Origin of the sequence: Methylobacterium sp. C1 (assembly GCF_001854385.1) — a bacterium.
In the GTDB taxonomy this organism is placed as follows: domain Bacteria; phylum Pseudomonadota; class Alphaproteobacteria; order Rhizobiales; family Beijerinckiaceae; genus Methylobacterium; species Methylobacterium radiotolerans.
In genome coordinates this window covers 2,251,957-2,269,594 of record NZ_CP017640.1, presented here as the reverse complement: position 1 = coordinate 2,269,594, position 17,638 = coordinate 2,251,957, and the positions used below count along the sequence as shown (strand labels likewise).

12 protein-coding genes and 1 pseudogene are annotated in these 17,638 nt (G+C 73.7%); 2 read left to right on the top strand and 11 right to left on the bottom strand.

Features of this window, described 5'->3' with window-relative positions; all coding sequences use genetic code 11:
• Positions 1 to 97: 97 nt before the first annotated feature.
• The 4 genes from BKE41_RS10425 to BKE41_RS10410 all read right to left on the bottom strand — a co-directional run bounded on the left by BKE41_RS10425 (position 98) and on the right by BKE41_RS10410 (position 4,932).
• Positions 98 to 1,603, bottom strand: a complete 1,506-nt coding sequence (locus tag BKE41_RS10425; protein WP_029361515.1) for an ATP-binding cassette domain-containing protein — start codon at positions 1,601 to 1,603, stop codon at positions 98 to 100.
• Complete coding sequence (locus BKE41_RS10420; protein WP_012318798.1) at positions 1,600 to 2,520, bottom strand: branched-chain amino acid ABC transporter permease; 921 nt, start codon at positions 2,518 to 2,520, stop codon at positions 1,600 to 1,602. Before BKE41_RS10420 ends, BKE41_RS10425 begins: the two co-directional genes overlap by 4 nt.
• Positions 2,521 to 2,777: 257 nt before the next feature.
• A complete protein-coding gene (locus tag BKE41_RS10415) occupies positions 2,778 to 3,653 on the bottom strand; it encodes a branched-chain amino acid ABC transporter permease (protein WP_012318797.1) in 876 nt (291 codons plus the stop codon).
• 19 nt (positions 3,654 to 3,672) lie between these two features.
• On the bottom strand, positions 3,673 to 4,932 hold the full coding sequence (locus BKE41_RS10410) for an ABC transporter substrate-binding protein (RefSeq protein ID WP_012318796.1): 1,260 nt from the start codon (positions 4,930 to 4,932) through the stop codon (positions 3,673 to 3,675).
• Positions 4,933 to 5,257: 325 nt separating this feature from the next.
• Between BKE41_RS10410 and BKE41_RS30245 the strand changes: the two genes are divergently transcribed.
• Positions 5,258 to 6,283, top strand: a complete 1,026-nt coding sequence (locus BKE41_RS30245) for a cyclase family protein (protein ID WP_012318795.1) — start codon at positions 5,258 to 5,260, stop codon at positions 6,281 to 6,283.
• Between the two features lie 72 nt (positions 6,284 to 6,355).
• Here BKE41_RS30245 and BKE41_RS10405 read toward each other — a convergent pair.
• From BKE41_RS10405 to BKE41_RS10380, 6 genes and pseudogenes are all read right to left on the bottom strand, one after another.
• Positions 6,356 to 8,329 (bottom strand): annotated as a pseudogene (locus BKE41_RS10405) (SDR family NAD(P)-dependent oxidoreductase); the annotation flags it as partial.
• A gap of 92 nt (positions 8,330 to 8,421) precedes the next feature.
• A complete protein-coding gene (locus BKE41_RS10400) occupies positions 8,422 to 9,273 on the bottom strand; it encodes a DUF1206 domain-containing protein (protein ID WP_012318793.1) in 852 nt (283 codons plus the stop codon).
• Positions 9,274 to 9,406: 133 nt separating this feature from the next.
• Positions 9,407 to 9,748: a hypothetical protein gene (locus BKE41_RS10395; protein ID WP_012318792.1), complete on the bottom strand. Its 342-nt coding sequence runs from the start codon at positions 9,746 to 9,748 to the stop codon at positions 9,407 to 9,409.
• Positions 9,749 to 9,795: 47 nt separating this feature from the next.
• Positions 9,796 to 10,359 (bottom strand): Uma2 family endonuclease, encoded by a 564-nt coding sequence (locus tag BKE41_RS10390; protein ID WP_070999317.1) that lies wholly within the window; start codon positions 10,357 to 10,359, stop codon positions 9,796 to 9,798.
• Between the two features lie 128 nt (positions 10,360 to 10,487).
• Positions 10,488 to 11,732: a M23 family metallopeptidase gene (locus BKE41_RS10385; protein ID WP_070999316.1), complete on the bottom strand. Its 1,245-nt coding sequence runs from the start codon at positions 11,730 to 11,732 to the stop codon at positions 10,488 to 10,490.
• A 111-nt stretch (positions 11,733 to 11,843) separates the two neighbouring features.
• Positions 11,844 to 12,311 (bottom strand): peroxiredoxin, encoded by a 468-nt coding sequence (locus BKE41_RS10380; protein ID WP_012318789.1) that lies wholly within the window; start codon positions 12,309 to 12,311, stop codon positions 11,844 to 11,846.
• 253 nt (positions 12,312 to 12,564) lie between these two features.
• Here BKE41_RS10380 and BKE41_RS10375 point away from each other — a divergent pair, with 253 nt between their 5' ends.
• Positions 12,565 to 15,945: a DUF3971 domain-containing protein gene (locus tag BKE41_RS10375; RefSeq protein WP_070999315.1), complete on the top strand. Its 3,381-nt coding sequence runs from the start codon at positions 12,565 to 12,567 to the stop codon at positions 15,943 to 15,945.
• Between the two features lie 33 nt (positions 15,946 to 15,978).
• Here BKE41_RS10375 and BKE41_RS10370 read toward each other — a convergent pair whose 3' ends face one another.
• Complete coding sequence (locus tag BKE41_RS10370) at positions 15,979 to 17,583, bottom strand: TROVE domain-containing protein (RefSeq protein WP_070999312.1); 1,605 nt, start codon at positions 17,581 to 17,583, stop codon at positions 15,979 to 15,981.
• Between the last annotated feature and the right edge of the window lie 55 nt (positions 17,584 to 17,638).

Below are 17,638 nucleotides of genomic sequence, written 5' to 3'. Positions count from 1 at the left end.
CTGATCCCTCACCCTTTCCCTCTCCCGCACGGGAGAGGGGACCCGCGCTCCGACCCAAATCGAACCTAGATCTTGATCGACCCGGATCACGCCCCCCTCACAGATAGGCCGATCCCATCTCGCTGGCGAAGCGCTGCGGCGGCCCCTCCCAGACGATCCGCGCCTGTTCCAGCACGTAGACCCGGTCGGCGTGCGGGAGCGCGAAGGTGACGTTCTGCTCGCCGAGCAGCACCGTGATCGGCGTGGTCTGCCGCAGCTTCTCCAAGGCCTTCGACAGCAGCTCCAGGATCACCGGGGCGAGGCCCAGAGTCGGCTCGTCGAGGATCAGGAGGCGGGGCCGCATCATCAGCGCCCGGGCGATGGTCAGCATCTGCTGCTCGCCGCCCGACAGGGTGCGGGCGCTCTGCGTCTCGCGGTCCTTGAGGATCGGGAACAGCTCGTAGAGCCACTCCCGCTGCTTGGCGCTCTCGGCCTTCGGGAAATGCTGGCCGCCGAGGTCGAGGTTCTCGCGCACGCTGAGGTCGCCGAACAGCTCCCGGGTCTCGGGCACCTGGACGATGCCGGCGCGCGCGATGGCGGCGGGCTTCATCCGGGCGAGATCCTGGCCGTCGAACCGGATCGTGCCCCCATGCGGGACGAGGCCCGAGATCGCGTTGAACAGCGTGGTCTTGCCGGCGCCGTTCAGGCCCACCACCGAGACGAACTCGCCCTCGTGGACGTGGATCGAGGCGGAGCGGAGGGCCTGCGCCTTGCCGTAGAGCACGTCGACATTCTCGACGGTCAGCAGCGAGTCGGGCTTGAACGCGGCTTCCGGCCGGGCCGCCGTCTCGATGCTGCCGCCGAGATAGACCCGGCGGACGGTCGGGTCGGCCATGACGGCTTCGGCCGAGCCCTCGGCGATGCGCTCGCCGAGATACATGGCGAAGACCCGGTCCACGAGGGCCGCGACGCTCTTCACGTTGTGGTCGACGAGGAGCACGGCCTTGCCCTCGTCGCGGAAGCCGCGGATCAGCTCCGAGAAGGCCGCGACCTCGCCGCCGGTCAGGCCCGCGAAGGGCTCGTCGACCAGCACCACCCGGGGGTCGCGGGCGATGGCCTTGGCGAGCTCCAGCCGGCGGAGATCCGCGAAGGGCAGGGTGCCGGGCCGCCGGTCGACGACGGCGCCGAGGCCGACGCGCTCGGCGATCTCCTTGGCGCGCCGCGCCACGTGGGGGTCCGCGGCCAGCCGGATCAGGCTGTCGGGCAGGAGCGCGAGGCTGATGTTTTCGAGAACCGTCTGCCGCTGGAGCGGCCGCGCGTGCTGGAACACGAGGCCGATCCCGGAGCGCGCCACCCGGTGGGCCGGCATCCCGCCGATCTCGGCGCCGTCGAGGCGGATCGAGCCGGCGCTCGGCCGCTCCAGGCCCATGATCAGCTTCATCACGGTGGACTTGCCCGAGCCGTTCGGGCCGATCAGGCCCAGGATCTCGCCGGGCCGCAGGTCGAGGTCGATCCCCTTGACGGCGACGAGGCCGCCGTAGCGCTTGGTCAGGCCGCGCACGGTGAGGCAGGGCTCGGCCCGAACGGGGGACACGGCCGGCGGGGGCGCCACGGCGACGGTCATCGGGCGCTCCGGAAGGAGGCGAGGCCGAGCAGCCCCGAGGGCACGAACAGGATCACCAGCAGCGCCACCGCCGAGACCACGAAGGTCGAGAGGCCGCCGAGCGGCCGCAGCAGCTCGCCCGCCGCGATCAGGAACACGGCGCCGAGCGCCGCGCCCACGATGGTGCGGCGGCCGCCGAGCACCGCCGCGATGATCACCTGCACGCCGACCGAGGTGTTGATCAGCGTGCCGACCGAGGCGGTGCCCATGTAGAAGACCACCAGCCCGCCCGCGAGGCCCGAGAAGGCGGCGCTGACCGCGAAGGCCGCGAGCTTGTGCTTGGCGACGTTGAAGCCGAGCGCCCCGGTCACCACCGGGTCCTGGCCGGCGGCCTGGAGGATCAGCCCCGCGGGCGAGCGCGCGATGGCCGTGAGGATCAGGCCGGAGACCGCCATGAAGCCGAGCGCCAGCCAGTAATTGGTGTCGGCGTCGATCGAGATGACGTCCGGCACGGTCAGGCCGATCTCGCCGCCGGTGAGGCCGGAGAACACCACGATCATGTTCTGCAGGAGCAGGACCGCCACCAGGGTGATCAGCCCGAAATAGGGGCCGCGGACCTTCAGCGCCGGCAGCGCCAGGGCGAGGCCGCCGACCACGGCGAGCACGGTCCCGGCCGCGAGGCAGTAGGGGATCGGCAGCTCGTAGCGGTTGTTGAGGATGCCAGCGCCGTAGGCCCCGAGGCCGATCAGGAAGGTCGGGCCGAAATTCACCTCGCCGGCGAAGCCGAAGAGCAGGTCCCAGGCCATCGAGAACACGCCGAAATAGTAGGCGATGGTCAGGAGGCCGAGGATGTAGCCGGAGACCCACCAGGGCAGGGTGGCGGCGGCCAGGACGGCGAGGACCGCGATCCAGAAGCCGGGGGTGGTGAGGAGCTTCATGGATTAGCCAGACCGGGACCGACTGCGAGGGATCCGATTGCCCGAAGCGATGCGGGCACGGCGCGGGTCCCCTCTCCCGTGCGGGAGAGGGTCAGGGTGAGGGATCAGGTCTTGCAGGACGAGGCGCGACCGGAATGCCCGGGGATGGGCTGCTCCATCCGGAGCCTCCTCATCCCTCACCCCAGCCCTCTCCCGCTCGGGAGAGGGGGTGCGTCGCGCTCTGCCGCCGGCGTCGATGCCCCACTCCGATTCCATCATCACCGCCGCCCCAGCAGGCCCTGCGGGCGCAGGTACATGACGGCGACCAGCAGGAGCAGGGCCGGGATCACCCGGTAGGCCGGCGAGATCAGGTAGGCGGTGGCGGTCTCCAGATACCCCACCACGTAGGCGGCGATCAGCGAGCCGGTGACGCTCCCGAGGCCGCCCAGCACCACGATCGAGAAGGCGCTCGCGGTGAGCGGCCCCACCGAGTACGAGGACACCCCCAGGAACATCCCGAGCAGCACCCCGGCGGTGCCGGCGAGCAGGCCGTAGATCGCCCAGACCGCCACGTAGATCTTGCCCATGTCGTGGCCGAGCAGCGTGACGCCCCGCGGGTTCATGGAGGCGGCGAGCAGGACCTTGCCGGCCCGCGCCCGGTTCACGAACAGCCAGAGGAGGCCGATCACGATCCAGCAGACCACCGCGGTGAAGACCTGGTTCCTCGGCGTCCGCACGCCCGCGATCTCGAAGACGCCCTCGACGATCGGCAGCACGGTCTTCGGGTTGTCGGTGAAGAAGTAGGCCACCAGCTCCTGGATCATGATCCCCCAGAGCAGCGTGCCGGTGAGCACGAAGATCTCCTTCTCCTCCCGCGGGATCGCCCGGCTACGCTCGATCGGCGCGACCACCGCGAAGTAAGTGACCAGCGCGCCCGCGAGCCCGCACAGGATGCCGATCGCCGCGCCCGCGTAGGAGCCGAGCCCGAACAGCGCCGAGGCCGCCCAGGCCGCCACCGCGGCCATGACCATCAGGGCGCCGTGGGTCAGGTTGAGGACGCCCGAGACCCCGAAGATCAGGGTGAAGCCCATCGCGCCGAGCGCGTAGAGGGCCGAGATCGCGAAACCGTCGACGAGGATCTGGAGGCCGATCACCGCGCTCTCCCCGCCCGACCTACTGGACCGCCGGCTTGACCGCAGGGGGCAGGATCATGGTCCCGTTGGCGGTCGCGGCCGGCCAGATCGCCACCTGCTTGCCGTTCTGCCACTGCCCGAGGACGCTGGTCATCAGGCCCGGCCCGTACTGGATCGAGTGGGTGAACGGGTCGTCCTTGCCGTAGAACTTCAGGCGCCCGACGGTGCCGACGTAGTCGGTCTTCTCCAGGGCCTCGACCAGCTTGTCGGCCTCGGTCGAGCCCGCCCGCTTGATCGCCTCCGCCGCGTAGTGCGTGGCGTCGTACGCCATGTAGCCCGCGTAGGACGGCGCGCCGCCGAAGCGCTTGGTGAAGGCCTCGGCGAACGGGATCGTCTTCTCGGTCAGCGCCACGCCCGGCACCGCCACGCTGTCGAACAGCACGCCCTGGGTGCCGCCGTTGGTGTTGGCCCAGAAGGTCGAGGAGGTCGCCTGGCCGCTGATGCCCGTCATGGCGATCGGGACCTGCTGGTTCTGCCACTGCACGGTCGGCTGCACGCCGACATGGGCGATGCCGGTGACGATCAGGTCGGGCTTGGCCGCCTCGATCTTGTTGTAGATCGGCGTGAAGTCGCCCGTGTCCGGCGAGAAGCGGACGTGCTCGACCACCTTGAGCCCGGATTTCGGCAGGCATTCCTGGTAGGCGGCGTCCAGCGGCCGGGTCCAGGCGGCGTCCTCGCTCATGATCGCGGCGGTCTTGGCCTTGAGCTTGTCGACCAGCACCTCCTTGGCCGAGTCGCAGACCGCCTGCGCCAGGGCGTGCGAGGTCAGGTAGCCGTGGAAGGTGTACTTGTTGCGGGCGTAGTCCTTGTGGACCGCGACGCTGATCTCGTTCGAGGCCGCGCCCGGCGTGATCATCGGCGTCTTGAGCCGGGCCGCCCAGGGCATCAGCGCCAGCACGACCTCCGAGATGTAGCTGGCGATGACGAGGTTGACCTTGTCCTCGGAGGCCGCCCGCTGGAAGGCGCGGACCGCGTCGGAGGCGGAGGACTTGTCGTCGTAGGTGACGACCTGGATCTGGCGGCCGTCGACGCCGCCCTGGGCGTTGATCTCGTCGGCGGCGAGCTGGACCGCCTGCGGGATCGAGGCCCCGGCCACCGACTGGGCCTCGGCGATCACCCCGATCTTGATCGGATCGGCGGCCCGGACGGGCCCGGCGGCGACCAGCCCCGCGGCGATCAGCGCGGGCAGCGTGCGCCGAATCGGGGCAACCCGGGCGGCGGCGCGCACGGTCTCGGACATCGGCGTTCCCTCATCCCAGTGCCCGAATTTTATATTCGCGGGCTTGGCCCGGACTGTACCCGCGCTCCGACGGATCACAAGGGGCCGATCGGGATCGGCCGGTGACGTTTGCACCGAGTCGTTTTCCGCCCGGGGTATCGCCGCGCGCCGCCGCGGCCTAGGCTCGCCGCGGCCCTGCGAAGCGCGGGCCCGGCGGCCTCGAAGAAGGGCACGGTCTGGTGAGGAACGCACGCTCGGCCGCGGCCGGGGTTCGCCCCGGACCGCGGCCCTGGAGCCTCGGGAAGCGGCCCGCTCGGCGCTCGGCGCGGGCAGGGGAACCACAGGCATGACCCTGCGCTGGACGCGGCGGCCCGAGGGCTCGACCTGGGGGGATTTCGGACCCGACGACGAGCTGGGCCGCCTGAACCTGCTCACCCCCGAGAAGGTGCTGCAGGGGATCGCGGAGGTGCGCGAAGGGCTCACCTTCTGCCTCAGTCTGCCGCTGGACCTGCCGGGCGGCAACGTCCTGAACCCGCGCCGCCACCCGCCCCAGATCACGCCGACGCGCCGCGCCAACGGCCGGCCGAACATGAACTTCCCGGTCTGCGAGGAGGTCGACGGCGCCACCGACGTGATCTGCGACGACCGCGCGCTGATCCACCTGCAATACTCGACGCAGTGGGACGCGCTCGCCCATGTCGGCGCGCTGTTCGACGCGGACGGGGCGGGCGCCGCGCCGACCTTCTACAACGGCTTCCGCGGCGGCCACGACATCGTCGGGCCGAGCGCGCCGGAGGCGGCGGATGAGCCGTCCCGGGCCAAGCGCCTCGGGATCGAGCGCCTCGCCGAGACCGGCATGCAGGGCCGGGCCGTGATGATCGACCTGCGCGCCCATCTCGGCGATGCCAAAGCCAAAGTCGGGTACGACCAGCTCGCCCGGATCCTGGAGGCCGACGGCGTCGTGGTGGAGCCGGGCGACATGGTCTGCCTGCACACGGGCTTCGCCGAGCGGCTGATCGCCATGGGCGGCGCGCCGGACCCGAAGCAGGTCCACACCCTCTGCGCCGGGCTCGACGGGCGCGACCCGCGGCTCCTCGACTGGATCACCCGCACCGGGCTCTGCGCGCTGATCGCCGACAACTACGCGGTGGAGGCCTACCCGGCCGGCCCCGGCCCCGCCTGCTGCGCGACGCTGCCGCTCCACGAGCACTGCCTGTTCAAGCTCGGGGTCAATCTCGGCGAGCTGTGGCACCTGACGCCGCTCGCCGACTGGCTGCGGGCCCGCGGCCGCAGCCGCTTCCTGCTCACCGCCCCGCCGCTGCGCCTGCCCGGCGCCGTCGGCTCGCCGACGACGCCGGTCGCCACGGTGTAGGGATCGGGGGCCCCGGGACGCGCCCCGGGGCCGCCGGATCAGCCGAGGGCGCGGGCGCAGTGGCGGGCGCGGCGTCGCGCGCGCGGCGGCGCGCGCCGGCGCCGCGGCTCGCTCCGCGCTTCCTGGGCGGCCCGGGGGGAGGACGGCGCGCTCGCGGAAATGCGGGATGGCCGCCTCGAACACGGCCTCGGCGGCCGCCCGGTCGCCGGCCGACACGGCGTCGCGCAGCCGCGCCACCCAGGCGTCGAGCCGGTCCCGGTCGGCGAAGACCGGCCGCGCCGCCATCACCCCGTCGATGCCCGGCAGGGCGATCCGGGGCTCCTCGCGGGCGAACAGGATCTCGTTGAGCCGCTCGCCCGGCCGGGCGCCGGTATAGGCGATCTCGATCTCGGTGCCGGGCTCGAAGCCGGCCAGCCGGATCATCCGCTCGGCCAGGTCGGCGATCCGCACCGGCTGCCCCATCTTGAGCACGTAGACCGCGGCGCGCTCCGCGCCCGCCCGCGCCTCGCCGTCGGCGTGCGAGGCCGCCGTCAGCACGAGGTCGCAGGCCTCGCGCACGGTCATGAAGTAGCGGACCATGTCCGGGTGGGTGACGGTGACCGGGCCGCCACGGGCGATCTGCGCCTTGAACACCGGTACCACCGAGCCCACGGAGCCCAGCACGTTGCCGAAGCGCACGGCGATCAGCCGGGTCGGGTGGTCCGGCCGCGCCGCCTGCGCGGCGTCGAGGGCCTGGGCGACCATCTCGGCGAAGCGCTTGGTGACGCCGAGCTGCGAGACCGGCTCGATCGCCTTGTCGGTGGAGATCATCACCAGGGCGCGGGCGCCGGACGCCACCGCCGCCTCCGCGACGTTGATCGAGCCGAACACGTTGGTCTTGATGCCCTCCTGCCAGTCCCGCTCCAGGTAGGGCACCTGCTTCAGCGCGGCGGCGTGGAGCACGTAGTCGGGCCGGAACGCCGCGATCACCGCGTGCGTCCGCTCCCGGTCGCGGATATCGGCCAGCACCCCCGTCACGGCGGCCTCCGCGGCCAGGATCGCGGGGTGGCTGAGGATGCCGTGGAGCGCCGGCTCGGAGGATTCGAGCACCAGCACCGCCGCGGCCCCGAAGGCCACGGCCCGCAGGCAGATCTCCGAGCCGATCGAGCCGCCGCCGCCGGTCACCACGACCCGGCGGCCGGCGAGGAACGCCTCCAGGCGCGGCCGGTCGATGGCGACGGTCGGCCGCAGCAGCAGGTCCTCGATCTCCAGCGGCGCCAGTTCCGGCCCCTGCACGCCCTCGCCGAGGCCGACGACCCGGGCGAGGGGCAGGCCGAGGCGCCGGGCGCGGGCGATCAGGTCGTCCGGCGCCGCCTCCGGCACGAGGGCGCTCGGGGCGGCCACGAGCCGCCGCACCGGCTCGCCCCGCGCGGCGAGGTCGGCGACCACCCGCTCGAGATCCGGGAAGCCGCCGAGCACCGGCACGCCGCGCATGAACTGGCCGCGCTCGTCCGCCCGGGGCGACAGGATGCCCCGCGGCGCGAGCTTCCGCACCGAGCCCGACTCGATCGCCCGGATCAGCACGTCCATGTCGGCGCCGCGCCCCAGGAGCAGGGTCGGGACGGTGGCGGCCCGCGCGCTCGACTGCCGGGAGCGCGTGTCCTTGAGGTAGCGGAACGCCAGGCGCGTGCCGCCCAGGAAGAAGATCTGCAGAACCCAGTAGAGCAGGATCGCGATCTTGCCGAAGAAGTAGAAGCCGTAGAGGTCGGACGAGACCAGCACCCAGTCGATGACCAGCAGCGCCAGGGCCAGGACGCTGGCCGCCCGGACGATGCCGGCGAGGTCCTGCAGCGAGGCGAAGCGCCACTTGGTTCGGTAGAGCCGGAAGCGGCCGTAGACGAGGCCGGCGAGGACCAGGAACGGCGGCAGCAGCAGAGGCAGGGCGTGCAGGCGCTCGGCCAGCATGCCGCCCTGGAAGCGGAACAGGAAGGTGAGCACCACGGCGGCAGCGGTCGCCGCGAGGTCGTGGGTCACCATCACCGCGGTCTTGTAGAGGCGCTGCTGCATCGTGGGCCGGATGGGATGCCGGGGGTATCCGCCGCGGCACCGGCCCTGTCAACGCGGCCCGTCCGGGGCCGGCGGCCGCGCGGGCGCGGGCCTCAGCCGAGCGCCCGGGCCGCCGCACCGGCCGCATCGTCCACCCGGTCGATGTCGGGGGCGTCGATGTGCCGGTAGCGGGCCTGGATGAGCCCGAAAGCCCCGAAGGCGGCGTGGCCGGCCGCCACGAGCCCGAGGAGGATCCAGCCGTAGGGCTGGGCGCGCAGCAGCGCGAACGCCTCGGACAGGCCCTTGGCATCCGAGGAGCGCTGGTGCCACGCCGCCGCCACGAGGAACCCGCCGATGATCAGGAAGGCGAGGCCCCGCGCCGCGTAGCCGAACCGGCCGATCGGGCCGGCCCAGCGGTCCCGGGCCCGGGCGTCGAGGGCGAGGCGGTCGGTGACGTCCCCGCGCCAGGCCTTGCCGAGGAAGCCGAAGCCGCCCGCCACCACCGCGAGGCCGACCAGGGCCACGAGCCAGCGGCCGAAGGGCTTGCTCAGGAGCCACGCGGTCCCGTCATGCACGCCGTCGCCGCCGCTCATGCCCAGGCCGAGGCTGAGCGAGGCCGCGCTGGCGGCGAGGCCGAGATAGAGCCCGGCGCTGATCAGGTGGGCGCCGCGCACCGCGAGGCCCTTGGCGGAGGTGCCCCGCCGGTCGGCGTCGGTGATCCCCTCGACGAGGCGCCAGAGGGCGAAGCCGGCGAGGCCGAGGGCGATCAGGCCGACGACGGCCGCGCCGAACGGACCGGCCATCACGGCGCGGAGCGCGTCCTTGCTGTCGCCGGCCCGGCCGCCATGCCCCAGGGCCGCCAGCAGGGCGAGGGCGCCGACCACGATGTAGACCACGCCGCGGGCGCCGTAGCCGAAGCGGGCGATGCGCTCGATCGCGTTGCGGCCGCCGGGAAGGGTCCTCATCGGCGGGACCGGGCTTCGGGGAATCGGGCGTCGGGCACGGGCGGCATCCTGTCGGGCGGGCCTGTCGGGCGGGAGCGTTCAACGCCCGGCGGCGCGCACCCGATCCGTTGCCGGCACAACCTCCGCGGCCGCCCTACATCGGCGTCCGCTCGGCCCGGCCGGTGAGCGCCACGTAGAAGCCGAGGCCGTCCTGGGCCGGCAGGGTCTGGAGGCGCTCGATCAGGCCGCGGCGCTTCGCGTCGAGGAGCAGGCGCCCGGCCGGCTGGAACAGGGTCTCGCCGCCGCCCTCCGGGGGCGGATCGAGCCGGATCGCCACGGTCTTGCCCTTGGCGAAGCGGCTGCGCTCCAGCATGTCCTTGAGCGAGGCCTCGGCGGTCGCCCGGTTGGTGCCGCGCAGGTCGAGCACCGACTCGGCGTCGGTCACGCCGAGGGAGCCGCGCAGCTTGGCCGCGTAGAAATCTTCGAAATGGGGCAAGTCGGTGCCTTGATGCTTCGCCGTTCGATCAGGTGGGGTGCGGCCGCTCAGAAGGCGAGACCGCGGTAGAGGTCGCGCACCGGCACGGCGCCGTCGAGCTCCGGCAGCGACACGGTGCCGTCGAGCCCGAGGGCCGCGACGCTCCAGGCGTCGCCCGCGCGCCGCCAGACCTCGACCCGCGCCTCGTCGGAATAGACGATCAGCAGCACCGCGAGGCTCGGCACGGTCCGGTAGAAGTCGATCTTCCGGCCGCGGTCGAGACTCATGGTCGAGGGCGAGAGCACCTCGGCGACGAGGAGCGGGTCGGCGGCGTAGCCCTCCGGCAGCGGCGGCCCGCACCGCACCACCACGTCGGGGATCGGGGCGAAATCGTCCATCGCGGCGCTGAGGATCGCCAGCCCCGGCATGGCGCGGCAGCCTCGCGGCTCCGCCAGGGCGTCGAGTCGTCCCGCCAGGTTCATGACGATTCGCCGATGCCGCTCCCGCGGCGACGCCATGAGCACGGGCTCGCCGTCGAGCAGCTCCCAGCGCTCGTGCGCGGGCCGGCCCTCCACCCAGAGCCTGAACTCGGACACATCCATCCGCGCGTCGCGCATCGCGGCCAGAGCCATCGCCGATCCCCACCTCGGCCGGATCGTAGCACCGGGCCGGCCGCCCGCAACAGGTCCGGCCCGGAAGGCCATCCCCGCGCGGGCGTCGCGCGTCACGGCGGCCCGCACACGGCGACCACCGCGACGGCTCAGTCGGCGCCGAGCCCGGCCGCCGCGACGGTGGCGCCGGCCTCCAGGAAGCGCTGCGGATCCACCGGCTCGCCGTCGATGCGGGTCTCGTAGTGGAGATGCGCCCCGGTGGAGCGCCCCGTCGAGCCGACGGCGCCGACTACGTCGCCCGCGGCCACGCGCTGCCCGGGGCGGACCGCGATGCGGGCGAGATGGCCGAACCGGGTGCTGACGCCGTGGCCGTGGTCGATCTCGACCATGTTGCCGTAGCCGCCCGCGGCCTCGGCGGCGATCACCCGGCCCGGCGCGGTGGCGCGGGCGGGCTCGCCGTACTCCGCCTTCAGGTCGAGCCCGGTATGCAAGGCGAGGCCGCGGGTGAAGGGATCGAGGCGCGTGCCGAACGGGCTCGACACGGCCGAGGGGCCCCGGATCGGGCGGCCCAGGGGCAGCGTGGCGGCGAGCCGGCGCAGGCGCTCGCCGTCGTCGAGCGTCCGCCGGGCCAGGGCGAGGCCCTCCGCGAAGCCGGTGCCGTCCAGGGCGCGGCCGTCAAGGGCGCGGCCGTCCAGAGGCACGAACGGTCCGCCCAGCCCGGCGGCCGGTGCGGCCGCGCCGGTGCGGTCGGGATCGAGGCGGTCAGGGTCGAGACCGGTGCGGCCGATCAGGCCGCGCAGCCGCCGCACCGCGTCCCCGGCCCGGGCGGCCAGCCCGGCGAGGCGCTCGCCCTGGGCCGCCTGAACGCCGTCGAGCCGAGCCTCCAGCCGGATCAGCCCGGTCTCGGCCTCGCGCGCGCCGCGCCGCGGCAGGGGATCGCGGGCGGAGCGCGGCTCCGGAGGCGGCCCCTCGGTCGGACGCAGGAAGAGATCGTCGTAGCCCCCGCCGCGCGCTCCGTCGGGCCGACCGGGCAGGTCGCCGGTGGCGGACGGCTCGGGCAGGGCCTGCCGCGCGAGGTCGGCGAGGGCGGCGGTGCGCCGCTCCAGCTCGGCCTGGCGCTCCAGGGCGGCCGCGACCCGGTCGGCCAGCCCCGCCTCGCTCCCCGCCCGGTCGCTCCGGTCGCGGTCGAGCCGGTCCAGGAGCTCGCCGATGCGCGCCTCGTAGGCGTCGCGCAGGGCGGCCTGCCGGGCCACGAAGCCGGCCAGCACGTCGTCGTGGAACACGATCAGGTAGGAGGCCCCGAGCGCCCAGGCCAGCGCCAGGGCGAGGCCGGCGGCGAGCCAGGGGGTCGGCCGGTGCGGCCTGAGACGCGCGAGGAACTTCGGAGACTGCATCGGGACGGCACCGGAGGAGCCGCCATTCAGACCTCGGTAGGGTTAAGGATCCGTCGCGCGCCGGGCGTTCCGCCGATCCGGGCGGCGGGCGTCAGGGGGCGTCAGGGGGCGTCAGGGCAGCGCGCGGGCGGCCGCCAGGACGGCCTCGGCGTGGCCGGGCACCTTCACCTTCGGCCAGATCCTGGCGACGCGCCCCTCCCGGTCGACCAGCACGGTGGTGCGCTCCACGCCCATGTACTTGCGCCCGTACATGCTCTTCTCGACCCAGACGCCGTAGGCCTCGAGCACGGTCTTGTCCTCGTCCGCGGCGAGCGGGAAGGTCAGGCCGTACTTGCCGCAGAACTTGTCGTGGCTCTTCACCGGGTCCGGCGACAGGCCGACGACCTTGGCGTCCGCCTCCGCGAAGGCCGGCAGCAGACCGTTGAAGTCCTGCGCCTCCAGCGTGCATCCGCTCGTGTCGTCCTTCGGGTAGAAGTAGAGCACGACTTTGTGACCGCGGAGCGCGGACAGTCCCACGCGCCCTCCGCCCGAAGCGGGAAGGTCGAAATCGGGGGCGGGATCCCCCTCTGACAGCGGCATCGTGCCTTCCTTTCGGCCGATTGATGATGTGCAACCGATCTCGTGCGCCGGCTCGAGCGATGGGCCCCGCGCACGTCCGAGCCAAGCCCGGAGTCGCGGCCGCTGTAAAGCGCGGGCGCGCTTCGATCCACCGGCCGCGGAGCCCGAGGGCGCCGCGCGCAGAGACCCCGGAACAAAGGTCCCGATGGCGGACGAGACAACGCCGGCATGCAGGCCTCGGGGGAAGGCGCGACGCGTCGGCGGCGTCTGCCTCGTGAGCGCCCTCGCGCTGGTGCTGCTCGTCGGCGCCGGTGTCGGCCTCGTGGCCCTGCGCCTGTCGAACGGGCCGCTGCAGATCGACGGCCTGTCGCGCCGCGTCGCCGCCGCCGTGGCCGAGCGGATCGGGCCCGGCTGGAGCATCGGGCTGCGCGGCAGCAGCCTGGAGCTCGACCGCGAGAACGCGCTGAGCCTGCGCTTCTCCGGCCTCGACATCCGCAACCCGCAGGGCGACCTCGTGGTGCGCGCGCCCCTGGCACTCGTCAGCCTCGACCTCTGGAGTCTCCTGCGGCTCAACCTGCAGCCGCGCTCGATCGAGTTCCGCGAGACGCAGACCACCGCGCTGCTGCACCGGGACGGCTCCATCGCCTTCGCGGCCTCGGAGGCCAACCACCCGGTCGACGTCGCGCCGCACACGCCGCCGAGCGTGGACGGGGTGCGCGGCACCGTGTCGCCGCTCTCGGCCGCGATCGCGTCGATCTTCGGGGTCGTCCTCGATACGGGCGGCGTGGTCGGCGCCCTCGACCGCGCCCGCGTCACCGACGCGCGGCTGCGGCTGATCGACGAGGACGGGCACGAGCGCGCGGTCTTCGCGCGGGTCAACGGCCTGTTCGGGCGCGACCCGGTCAACGGGACCCGGAACTTCGAATTGCGGCTCGACGGGCCGCACGGCGAGTGGCGCTTCGGCGGCACGCTGCGCGACGGCGCGGACGGGCAGGAGCGCTCGGGCGTCATCACCCTCGACGACCTGCCGGTCACCGATCTCCTGCTGCTCTCGGGCCAGTCCGGCCTGCCGCTGACCACCGACCTGAAGCTCTCGGCCCGCGCCGACGTCAGCCTGACGGCCGGCCGCATCCGGACCATGAACGCCAAGCTCCACACCGGCGACGGCACGTTCCTGATCGAGGAGAAGGACTTCAACCCGGTCACGGTCGAGAGCCTCGACGCCTCGCTGGACTGGGACGAGGCCAACCGCGTGATGTCGCTCACCGGCCTGGACTATCGCGGGGCCGGCAACGCCGTGCACCTCACGGGGACGTGGAAGGGCGGCCCGCCCGACGCGAGCACGGCCTGGACCGCGACGCTGGCGAGCCGCGACGCCACCTTACGCGGGGCGACCCCGCAGGACGCGCCGGTGAAGATCGACGCCCTCGACGCGCAGCTCTCGGGCCGCGACGGCGGCATCGCCATCGACGCGCTGACCCTGTCGGGTCCCGGCGTGAAGGGCGCGATCACCGGCACGATCGGCACCAGCGCCGACGACGGCGGCCTGACCCTGCACCTCGCCGGCCACGACGGCGAGGTCCGCACCGGGCTGCGGCTCTGGCCGGAGCACATCGCCCCGCCGGCCCGGACCTACCTGGTGGACCAGCTCCGCCGCGGCCGCGTCGATTCCGTCGACATCAAGGTGAAGATGTCCGGCTCGGTCCTGGCCGCCGCGACCCGGGGCGACCCGGCCCCGGACGACGCCGTCCACATCGACTTCCACGTCTCGGACGCGGCCATCGACGTCACCGCCGACGCGCCGCCCGTGACCAAGGGCAACGTCGTCGGCGTGATCACCGGGCGCTCGACCACGGTGCGCAACGTGACCGCCGAGGTCCACGGGCCGGACGGGCGCGGGCTCGCCATCTCGGACGGCAGCTTCGTCATCCCGCAGATCACCCCCGACCGGGTCGTGGCCCAGATCGGGATGCGGCTCTCCGGCGGCGCCGACGGCATGGCCTCCGTGCTCCAGGCCAAGCTGTTCAAGAGCGTGATGAGCGTCGACCTCGACCCCGCCACGATCAAGGGCAGCGCCGACCTGCGCGTCGACTTCCCCCTCGACCTCAAGCACATCCCCGACCTGCCGGACCTGCCGGTGACGCTGACCGGCTCGCTGGCCGACCTCTCGGTCGACAAGGTGATGGGCCGGGACCGGCTCGAGTCGGGCCGGTTCAACCTCGTCTACGACCGGGGCGCCTTCACGCTGAAGGGCGACGGACGGGTCGCGGGCGCGCCCATGTCGGTCGACCTGCGCCAGCCGAAGGTCGGGCAGCCCGGCGAGGCGGTGGTCAACGTGTCGCTCGACGAGGCGGTCCGCGGCCGCAAGGGCCTGCCGACCGCGCCGCAGCTCACCGGCACCATCCCGGTCCGCGCGGTGGTGCAGATCGGCCGGCCGGGATCCGGCAAGCCGCCGATCCGGGTCGAGGCGGATCTGGCGAAGGCCGGGATCGACGGGCTGATCCCGGGGTTGACCAAGCCCCCGGGCAAGCCGGGGCGGCTCACCTTCACCCTGGTCGACGGCGGCCAGACCTTCGAGCTGCGCGACTTCGCCCTCGACGCGGCCCCGGCGAGCGCGCGCGGCACCGTCTCGATCACCCAGGAGGGCGGCCTCGAGCGGGCGGACCTGAGCAGCGTCAAGCTCTCCCCCGGCGACGACCTGCGCGTGAGCCTCGACCGCACCGGCGGCGGCTACAAGGTCGTGGTCCGGGGGGCGGTGGCCGATGCCCGGCCGTTCCTGAAATCCCTGGGCGGCCCCGACTCCAAGGGCGGCCGGGAGGCGAAGGACGCGAATCCGAAGGATATCGACGCCGACATCCAGGTGCCCATCGTCACCGGCTTCAACGAGGAGGCGCTGACCGGCGCCACCCTGAAGCTCGCCCTGCACGGGAAGACCCTGCGGGCCGCCAACATCACCGGGCGCTTCCGCGCGGCGCCCTTCGCCGCCACGGTCACCCGCGGCGAGCGCGGCGTGCCGACCCTGTCGGTGGAATCGGCCGATGCCGGCGCGACGCTGCGGTTCGTCGACGTGTACCGGCGGATGTATGGTGGCCGGCTGACGGCCGGGATCGGCCTCAACGACGGCCCGCAATCCGGCGTCGTCCAGATCCGCGACTTCATCCTGCGCAACGAGCCCGCGCTGTCGAGCATCATGGCGCAGGGCCCGGAGCCGACCGACGCGGAGACGGCCCGCGGCCGCCGGGTCGCCCCGGGCCGGGGGGCGGGCGACGTCACCTTCGACCGCATGCGCGCCAATTTCGTGCGCACCGGTACCCGCGTCGACTTCACCGACGCGGCGATCTCGAACGCCGCCATGGGGTTCACCCTGTCGGGCTGGCTCGATACCGGCCGCGAGCGCACCGACATGACCGGCACCTTCGTGCCGCTCTACGGCCTGAACAACGTGGCCTCGCAGCTGCCGCTGCTCGGGCCGCTGCTCGGCGGCGGCCACAACGAGGGCCTGTTCGCGGTCAATTTCCGCGTCTCCGGCAAGCTCGCCTCGCCGGACGTGAGCGTGAACCCGCTCTCGGCGATCGCCCCGGGCTTCCTGCGCAAGCTGTTCAGCGCCGGCGGCGGCCCCTTCGCGGACGGGATGCCGGGCGTCCCGCAGCAATAGGGCGGGCAGCCCGGAAGAGCCGCCCGCCCCGTCTCACGCGCGGATGAAGTCCGCGATCACGGCCGGAGCCGCGGTGTCGAAGCCGACCACGTCGAGCATGCCGGGATCCTCCGGGTCGGCGATGCTGAAGCCGTTGGAGACCAGCCCCACGACCACCAGCTTCGCCGGGATCCCGGTCTTCTCCCGGTACGCCCGCAGCGCCTGGACCGGGTGGACCGGCCCCGCCCAGGTCTCCGAGTCCGTGTAGACCACGAACGCGTCGGCCTTCACGCCCCGCTCCAGCGCCCAGCGCATCGGCAGGGCGCAGTCGGTGGCGCCGAACGGCAGGTCGGCGGTCACCCGCACCGCCTGATCGAGCCGCGTCGACGGCCCGATCGGCAGCGGCGTCAGCGCGGCCCCCTGGCTCCAGGCCCGGCCGGCCTCGGCGGTGAAGCCCAGCACCTGCCAGCGCTCCTCGGTCGCCGCGGTGACGAGCGCCATCGCGGCGGCCGCCTCCCGGGCCGTGAGCGTCGAGCCCGCGACCGTGCTGGCGCCCATCGAGCCCGAGACGTCCAGTGCCAGCACGAGGCGCTGGCCCGTGGGCTCGACCGCGCCGAACGCCGTGTAGAACGCGGCGTTCAGCGCCTCGACGATCGCCGCCACCGGCTCCCAGGTGAGCGTGCCCCGCTGACCGCGCCCGGAGGCGTAGGTCGCGAGGGCCAGCAGCAGCGCCATCGGGTGCAGGCGCGCCCGCAGGATCCGCTCCCGGTCCGACAGGACCGCCCGGACGTGCTCGGTGCCCTCGGAGAAGGGCGCGAGCACCCCCGCGGCCGTCAGGCGGCCGAGCTGGCGCACGAGGGCTCCGACCGGCATCCGCTCGATCAGGGCCTCGTTCACCGCGCGGCTGCCCATCAGCCCGGTCGGCAGCGCCTCCCAGGGCAGGCCGTGGGAGCGCACCAGGGCGGCGGCCACCGCCCCGTCGACGCCCGGCGCCTGCACCCGCGCGAAGGCGTGGACGATCCCGGGTGCGGCCTCGGTCACGGTGCCGCGGCAGATCCAGTCGAACAGCGCCTTCCGGGCGGGCTCCTCCGTCTCCGGGTGGGCCAGCCGCAGCAGGTCGCGGTGCGACCAGCCCTGGCGGGTCCGGTACTTCACCGCCTGGAAGGCCAGGGCCTCCACGGGCTTGGCGCAGTACCAGTTACCGACCGCCCGGCGCAGGCCCCGGCCCCAGCCGCGCATCGCCTCGACCGAGGCGGCGAACTGGAACAGATGCGTGCCGGTGCGGCAGACCCGCGGCAGGGCCGCGAGGGCCGCGCGCCGGGTCGCGAGGTCCGCCGACGCGGCGGCCAGCGCCAGGGCGAAGATCGCCGGATCCTGCTTCGGGGCCCGGCCGCCCTCGCTCACCGCCACGATGGCGGCGACCGCGCGGGCGCCGTCCTGCGCGACGCACCGCTGCACCGCCGCCGCGTTCGCGGCGGTCAGGGCGCGCGGGCTCGCGTAGTACGAGCCGCCCTCGGAGCCGAGCACCAGGAAGCGGTCGAGCCGCGCCCAGTCGCCGACCGCGAAGACGTGGCCTCCGGCGGCGTTCGGCACCGTGCCGGGGATCGGCTCCGTCTGCGGGGTGGCGCGGAGCCGGAACATCTGTGCGAGCTTCGTCATGGCGGGCTCCTCTCGGTCTCTCCTCTCTCCATCGCGGCCGATCGCCGGCCGGTGG